Raw genomic sequence first — 7,719 nt, 5'->3', positions numbered from 1 at the left:
GCCGGCGCCGGCCACGCCGCGGCGCCGAACCGCCGCCCCGCCCCATCGGGAACGACAGGGCCGAGGCGCCCCGCCGGGGGACGACCGCCCGGGTTTCGGCGGGCACAGGACCGACCGATACGGCGGCCAGGCGAACAGACAGAGACTCGAGCGACACGGCGTCCAGCGGCATGCGACCTCTCCGACCAGGAGACTAGGATAACTTACCTAGATTATGGTGGCATTTTGCCGGCCGGGGACAACTTTTCGGTCAGCCGAGTTTTGCGATAAAGTTTATATGGTTACCGCGACACCTGCGGTATCCTTGGCGGTTCTGGGTATAGGAATTTGATCTGAAACTCGGTCGTGCCGGCCGCGTGGGGGCACCGCGACCTCAAAAAGAAAACCCGCCGGTGAAAACCGGCGGGGACCAACACCCCATCGTGCCGCGTCGCCTGCGCGGTTCGCGTTGCTCCCGCTGACCTGCAGCGGGCGCCGTCGCGGTGGCCGTTGTTACGACGAACCTTACTTGGACCGCCGCCGGCGCTGCTGGCCCAGGCCCATCTGCTTGGCGAGCTGGGACCGCGCCGCCGCGTAGTTCGGCGCCACCATCGGATAGTCCGGCGGCAGGCCCCATTTGTCGCGGTACTGCTCCGGCGTCATGTTGTACTGCGTCCGCAGATGCCGCTTGAGGGACTTGAACTTCTTGCCGTCCTCGAGACACACGATGTATTCCGGCGTGATCGACTTCTTCACCGAGACCGCCGGCTTCAGCGGCTCCACCGGTGCGTCGCTCTGACCGCCGGAAACCCGCAGCAACGCCGAGTGAATCTGATTGATCAAGCCGGGAATATCACCTGCCGATACGCTGTTGTTGCTGACATAGGCCGAAACGATGTCGGCGGTCAGCTCAATATAGTTCTGCGCGCTCTCGCCCATCTTACTTTCATTTCTCTTTTAAATGACCCCGATCGCTCCCGCCCGGACCCAACGACCCGGAAGGCCCGGCCGACCCGTGTGACCAGACGACGTCGCGGGCGACTCGCGAGAACTCTTCTTATTTATCGCCATTGCTCGGGAAATCAAGAACAGAATTCGGTGTACGTAGAAGTCGTCGTGAACTCGGAAACAGAACAGGCGAACTATTCGACGAAACGACAGGGCCGAGTACAGGCTTGTACGTTGAAATCGGTATGCCTCCCATGCCAGACCGGCGCATCATCCGCCACTCGGGTACCCCCGAGGGGGGTCGGGTCGGCCCGTGGGGCCGCGATGCTCGTATTGTTGCAACGCAGTATAGCAAGTGCCACAACCCTGCGGCCGGAGCTTTCGCGAGTTGAACGGCGCGGCCGCCGGACGACTGTCGGCCTGCTTCGGTTTGCGGCGGGGCCGGCGAACCCTACATATTAAGTCTTCCGCGCTTACCTGCGCTCCCGCCGCGTGCCGCTCCGTCAGCGGACAGCGCCATCGAAACAGATACCCGCGCCGCGACAGACCCGCGCGCCGATACAGCGAGCACGAGCGAACCGCCATGCTGGACCGCGTCTCCCGTCCCCCCGCCCCGCCCCGCGTCGCGGAGCGCCCGAGCGTCTCGGTGCATCACGGCGTCACGCTGACGGACGAGTACGCCTGGCTGCGCGACCCGAACTGGCAGGCCGTGATGCGCGATCCCTCGGTGCTGGACCCGGAGATCCGGGCCGTCCTGGAGGCCGAGAACGCCCATGCCGACGCCGCGCTCGCCCCGACGGCGGCGCTGCAGGAGACGCTGTTCGCCGAGATGAAGGGCCGCATCAAGGAGGACGACGCCGGCGTGCCCTCCCCGGACGGCCCCTTCGCCTATTACTCGCGCCATCGCGAGGGCGGCGAGCATCCGCTGTATTGCCGCATCCCGCGCGACGGCGGGCCGGAGGAGATCCTGCTCGACGGCGACGCGCTCGGCGCCGGCAAGGCGTTCTTCCACCTCGGCGGCACCGACCATTCGCCCGACCACCGGCTGCTCGCCTGGAGCGCCGACGACCGCGGCTCCGAGTTCTTCACGGTCCGGGTGCGCGATCTCGCCACCGGCGAGGATCTGGCCGACGTCGTGCCGGAGGTCTCGGGCGGCGTGATCTGGGCGAGCGACGCGCGCGCCTTCTACTATGTGCGTCTCGACGAGCAGCACCGCCCCAGCAAGGTCTTCCGCCATCGGCTCGGCACGCCGGCCGAAGCCGACGAGGAGGTGTTCCGCAGCGACGATCCGGGCTTCTTCGTCTCCCTGTCGCCCATGCAGTCGCAGCGCTTCGTCGAGATCTCGGTGCACGACCACGAGTCGTCGGCGGCCTGGCTGCTCGATCTCGAGGCGCCCGACGCCACCCCGGTGCTGATCGCGCCGCATGAGCCGTCGCTCCAATACGACGCCGAGCATCACCCCGATTTCGAGGGTGGGCCGGTGCTGTTCCTGCGCACCAATGCGGACGGGGCCGAGGACTTCAAGATCGTCGTGACACCGCTGGCGACGCCCGGGCGGGCCCATTGGCGCGACCTCGTCCCGCACCGGCCGGGCGTCTTCCTGCTCGCCTTCGCGGTCACGGCCGACTGGCTGATCCGGCTCGAGCGCGCCGACGGGCTGCCCCGCGTCGTGGTGCGCCGGCTGGCGAGCGGCGAGGAGCACAGCATCGCGTTCGACGAGGAGGCGTACTCGCTCGGCATGGACCCGGGCTACGAGTTCGCCACCGACATGCTGCGCTTCAACTACGCGTCGATGACCACGCCGACCGAGGTGTGGGACTACGATTGCGCCACGCGCAGCCGCGTGCTGCGCAAGCGCCAGGAGGTGCCGAGCGGCCACGATCCGGCCGACTACGTGACGCGCCGCCTGTTCGCCCCGACCGCCGACGGCGAGACCGTGCCGATCTCGCTGCTCGCCCGCAAGGACACGCCCCTCGACGGCACCGCGCCGGCGCTGGTCTACGGCTACGCGTCCTACGGCATGTCGATGCCGGCCTCGTTCTCGACCAGCCGGCTGTCGCTGGTCGACCGCGGCTTCGTCTACGCCATCGCGCACGCCCGCGGCGGCACCGAGAAGGGCTGGCGCTGGTATCGCGAGGGCAAGCTCGCCAACAAGCCCAACACGTTCCGCGACGTCATCGCGGCGACCGAGCATCTGATCGCCGAGAAGATCGTGGCGCCGGACCGTATCGTCGCGCAGGGCGGCTCGGCCGGCGGCATGCTGATCGGCGCGCTCGCCAACATGCGCCCCGATCTCTATGCGGGCCTGATCGCCGAGGTGCCGTTCGTCGACGTGCTCAACACCATGCTGGACGAGACGCTGCCGCTGACCCCGCCCGAATGGCTCGAATGGGGCGATCCGATCCGCGACGCTGCGGCGTTCGAGACGATCCGCTCCTACTCGCCCTACGACAACGTCGCGGCACACGCCTACCCGGCCATTCTGGCGCTCGCCGGGCTCACCGATCCGCGGGTGACCTATTGGGAGCCGGCCAAGTGGATCGCCCGGCTGCGGCGGCTGAAGACCGACGACAACCTCGTGCTCCTGCGCACCAATCTCGACGCCGGTCACGGCGGCGCCGCCGGCCGCTTCGAGCGGCTGCGCGAGGTGGCGCTCGCCTACGCCTTCGCGATCGCGGTGGCGACGGCGGACTGACCGGACCGGCCCCTCGCGTCACCGGCGTCACGTCACCGGTGACGCATCGCCGGCGACGTGATCAGATCTCGAGCTGGGTGCCGAGCTCGACGACGCGCTCGGTCGGGATGTTGAAGAACACGGTCGCCCGGGTGGCGTTGAGCGCCATGAAGGCGAACAGCCGCTCGCGCCACACCGCCATGCCCGGATAGAGGCTCGGCACGATGGTGTCGCGGCTGAGGAAATACGAGGTCTTCATCGGATCGAGCGACAGGCCGCGGTCGCGCAGGCCGGCCAGCGCGGCCGGCACGTCCGGCGTCTCCATGAAGCCGAACCGGATCAGCACGCGCCAGAATCCGTCGCCGAGCTCGGATAGGGTGGCGCGCGCCGACTCTTCCACATAGGGCGAGTCGGCGGTCTTCACGGTCGCGAGGATAACGCGCTCGTGGACGGTCTGATTGTGCTTCACGTTGTGCAGCAGCGCCGCCGGCACGCCGTCCGCCGTCGAGGTCATGAACACGGCGGTGCCGCGGGCCCGCGAGATGTCCGGACCGATCGAGCGCATCACGGCTTCGAGCGGCACCGACTGCCGGCTGAGCTGGGTGCGCACCAGCTCGCGGCCGCGCCGCCACGTCGTCAGCACCGTGAAGGACAGGACGGCGATGAACAGCGAGAACCAGCCGCCCTGCGTCACCTTGATGAAGTTGGCCGAGAAGAAGGCGACGTCGATCAGCAGCAGGCCGCCGATCAGGACGATCACCAGCAAGGTCGGCCACTTCCACAGATACAGCATCACGAAGGCGACCAGGATGGTGTCGATCATCATGGTGCCGGTGACGGCGATGCCGTAGGCGGCGGCGAGATTGCTCGACGACTGGAAGCCGACCACCAGGGCGAGCACGGCGACGACCAGCGTCCAGTTGGTGAAGGGAACGTAGATCTGCCCCTCCTCGGCGCCCGAGGTGTGGACGATCGTCATGCGCGGCAGCAGGCCGAGCTGCACGGCCTGGCGCGCCACCGAGAAGGCGCCCGAGATGACGGCCTGGGAGGCGATGACGGTGGCGAGCGTCGCCAGGATGATCAGCGGAGCGACCGCCCAGTCCGCCACCAGGCGATAGAACGGGTTGGTCGCCGTGGCCGGGTTGTCGAGCAGCAGCGCACCCTGGCCCAGATAGTTCAGCATCAGGGCCGGCAGCACGAAGCAGAACCAGGTGAGGCGGATCGGGAACCGGCCGAAATGGCCCATGTCGGTGTAGAGCGCCTCGCCGCCCGTGACGGCGAGAACGACCGAGCCGAGCGCGAAAAAGCCGGCGAGCGGGTTGCCGACCGCGAAGGCCACGGCGTAGCCGGGCGACAGCGCGGCGAGCACGCCCGGATGCGCCAGGATGTTGACGACGCCGAGCACCGCCAGCACGGCGAACCAGACCAGCATGATCGGGCCGAACAGCATGCCGACCGCGCCCGTCCCCTTCTTCTGCAGCAGGAACAGGCCGACCAGCACCACCGCCGTGGTCGGCACCACATAGGCATCGAGCTCCGGCGCGATCACCTCGAGCCCCTCGACGGCGCTGAGCACCGAGATGGCCGGCGTGATCATGCTGTCGCCGTAGAACAGGGCCGCCGCGAAGATTCCGAGCAGCATCAGCGGCCGGGAGACCCGCATGCCGCGGGTGAGATCGGAGACCAGCGCCAGCAGGGCGAGGCTGCCGCCCTCGCCGTGATTGTCGGCCCGCATGATGATCAGGACATACTTGACCGTGACCAGCAGCATCACGGTCCAGAACACGAGCGACAGCACGCCGAAGACGTTCTCGGGCGTCACCGCGATCGGATGATGCCCGGCGAAGGTCTCGCGCAGCGCATAGAGCGGGCTGGTGCCGATGTCGCCGTAGACGACGCCGAGCGCGCCGAGAAGCAACCCGGCCGGCTTCTGCTTGTTCTCGGTCATGAGAGCCCCCGATCCCCTCCACAGGTGCCCTATTCCCGGACCGTCACCTTGACGTGCGTCAACCGCGCCCTTCGCCCTTCGGCGGGGACGGTGCGCCGGAGTGGGGCCAGGGTCCCGTGCGCCGCTCCCGCCCTACTTCGTCGGATCCGGTGCGCTCTCCCACCGGGTCGCGGCGTCGTCGTCGCTGTCCCGGGCGGCGACCCAGCCGGCCTCGCCGGGGCGTTCCTCCTTCTTCCAGAAGGGGGCGCGGGTCTTGAGCCAGTCCATCAGGAACTCGGCCGCCGCGAAGGCGTCGCCGCGGTGGGACGCGGCGGTGACGACCAGGACGATGTCGTCGCCCGGCACCATGCGGCCGAAGCGGTGGACCACGGTGACGCCCATCAGCGGCCAGCGCCTTTCCGCCTCGGCGACGTGCCGCTCGATCTCGGCCTCGGCCATGCCCGGATAATGCTCGAGCGTCAGCGCCGCGACCGGCTGCCCGTCGTCGCTGCCGCGGCAAATCCCCGTGAAGGTGACGACGGCGCCGATGTCGGTGCGGCCGGCCGTGATCGCCTTGGCCTCGGCGGCGGCGTCGAACGGCTCGCGCTGGATGCGGACGGTCATCTCGAGGTCCTTCTCCACACGGCGCGGCTTCGTCCCTCTCCGCTCGCGGGAGACGGAAGAAGCGACGGCATCGCCCCCCTGCCCTCACCCGCCCGTCATGGGCGGGAAGAAGGCGATCTCGCGGGCGCCGGCGATGGCCGTGTCGGGCTTGGCATGGGCCTGGTCGAGGGCGGCGCGGATGACCCGGCGGTTCTCGAAGGCGTGGGCGTACTCCTCGCCGCGGCCGGCCAGCCAGTCCATCAGCTCGGCGACCGTGCCGACGCCCTCCGGCGGAGCGATCTCCTCCTCGGCCTTGCCGACGCGCTCGCGCACCCAGGCGAAATAGAGGACCTTCATGATCACTCGTCGATCAGATGATGGATGCCGGCCCGGAAGTAATCGTAGCCGGTGTAGAGGGTCAGCAGCGCCGAGACCCACAGGAGCAGCAGCCCGGTGAGGGTGACGAGCGGGAACCCGACGTAATACTTGGTCGCCACCAGCGCATCGCCGGCGTCACCGGCGAGCAGGAAGCCGATGGCGACGAGCTGCAGGGAGGTCTTCCACTTGGCCAGCCGCGTCACCGGCACGCTGACCTGCAGCTCGGCCAGGTATTCGCGCAGTCCCGAGACCAGGATCTCGCGGCACAGGATGACGATGGCGGCCCACAGCGACCAGCCGATGATGGTGCCGTCGGCGGTCAGCATCAGCAGGCAAGACGACACCAGGAGCTTGTCGGCGATGGGGTCGAGCATGCGGCCGAAGCTCGACTGCTGGCCCCACGAGCGGGCCAGCCACCCGTCGAGGAAATCCGTGATCGCCGCGGCGATGAACAGGGCGACGGCCACCCAGCGCAGCCAGATACCGCCTTCCAGGATGATCTGCCCGTACATGCAGGCGACCACCAAGGGCACGGCGGCGATCCGCCCATAGGTGAGCAGGTTCGGCAGCGAGTACGGCCGGGCCGGAAGGGGACGGGAGGTCGCGATCTGCATGTCGGTCAAGATAGCCTCTGGGAACGTCCTCTAACAGCCTTCGCGACGCAGATCAGCCTCTGCCGGACGAGTCGTGGAAAAAGTCGTAGATGCGCCGCGCCGTCTCGTCGCTGATGCCCGAAACATGGGCCAGATCGGTCGGCGAGGCCCGCTCGATCGCCTTCAGCGTCCCGAAATGGTGCAGCAGCGCCCGCTTGCGGGCCGGGCCGACCCCGGGAATCTCCTGCAGCCCGGCCTCGCGGATGTCGCGCTTGCGCCGTGCCCGGTGGGAGCCGATGGCGAATCGGTGCGCCTCGTCGCGCAGCCGCTGGACGAAGTAGAGAACCGGATCGCGCGGCGCGAGGCGGAACGGCTCGCGCCCGGCCATGTGGAAATGCTCTCGCCCGGCGTCGCGGTCGGGGCCCTTGGCGATGCCCACCAGCGGCACGCCGGCGATGCCGAGCCCGGCCAGGGTCGCCGTGGCGGCGGCGAGCTGCCCCGGCCCGCCGTCGATCAGCACCAGGTCCGGCCACGGCGATTCGGCCGCGTCGGTGTCGGGATCGGGGGCTTCGCCTTCTTCCACCCTCCCCTGGAGGGGGAGGGTCGGCGCGCCCTGC

At 68.9% G+C, this 7,719-nt stretch carries 7 protein-coding genes; 1 reads left to right on the top strand and 6 read right to left on the bottom strand.

Annotation, left to right across the window (positions count from 1 at the left end):
• Window positions 1-504: 504 nt before the first annotated feature.
• Window positions 505-918, bottom strand: a complete 414-nt coding sequence (locus CH341_RS25470; protein ID WP_111421775.1) for a Ros/MucR family transcriptional regulator — start codon at window positions 916-918, stop codon at window positions 505-507.
• Window positions 919-1,510: 592 nt separating this feature from the next.
• On the opposite strand from CH341_RS25470, the gene CH341_RS25465 reads away from it, so the two are divergent.
• Window positions 1,511-3,622, top strand: a complete 2,112-nt coding sequence (locus CH341_RS25465; protein WP_111421774.1) for a S9 family peptidase — start codon at window positions 1,511-1,513, stop codon at window positions 3,620-3,622.
• A 61-nt stretch (window positions 3,623-3,683) separates the two neighbouring features.
• Here the strand turns inward: CH341_RS25465 and CH341_RS25460 are convergent, their stop codons facing one another.
• From CH341_RS25460 to CH341_RS25440, 5 genes are all read right to left on the bottom strand, one after another.
• On the bottom strand, window positions 3,684-5,549 hold the full coding sequence (locus CH341_RS25460) for a potassium transporter Kup (RefSeq protein ID WP_111421773.1): 1,866 nt from the start codon (window positions 5,547-5,549) through the stop codon (window positions 3,684-3,686).
• A 132-nt stretch (window positions 5,550-5,681) separates the two neighbouring features.
• Window positions 5,682-6,152 (bottom strand): molybdenum cofactor biosynthesis protein MoaE, encoded by a 471-nt coding sequence (locus CH341_RS25455; protein WP_111421776.1) that lies wholly within the window; start codon window positions 6,150-6,152, stop codon window positions 5,682-5,684.
• A gap of 84 nt (window positions 6,153-6,236) precedes the next feature.
• A complete protein-coding gene (gene moaD, locus CH341_RS25450) occupies window positions 6,237-6,488 on the bottom strand; it encodes a molybdopterin converting factor subunit 1 (protein ID WP_111421772.1) in 252 nt (83 codons plus the stop codon).
• A gap of 2 nt (window positions 6,489-6,490) precedes the next feature.
• A complete protein-coding gene (pgsA, locus tag CH341_RS25445; protein WP_111421771.1) occupies window positions 6,491-7,123 on the bottom strand; it encodes a CDP-diacylglycerol--glycerol-3-phosphate 3-phosphatidyltransferase in 633 nt (210 codons plus the stop codon).
• 52 nt (window positions 7,124-7,175) lie between these two features.
• On the bottom strand, window positions 7,176-7,719 hold a 544-nt coding region (locus tag CH341_RS25440), incomplete at its 5' end, for a helix-hairpin-helix domain-containing protein (RefSeq protein WP_245431243.1).

The sequence above is a fragment of the Rhodoplanes roseus genome (genome assembly GCF_003258865.1).
In the GTDB taxonomy this organism is placed as follows: Bacteria; Pseudomonadota; Alphaproteobacteria; order Rhizobiales; family Xanthobacteraceae; genus Rhodoplanes; species Rhodoplanes roseus.
This window is presented reverse-complemented; position numbering and strand designations above follow the sequence as displayed.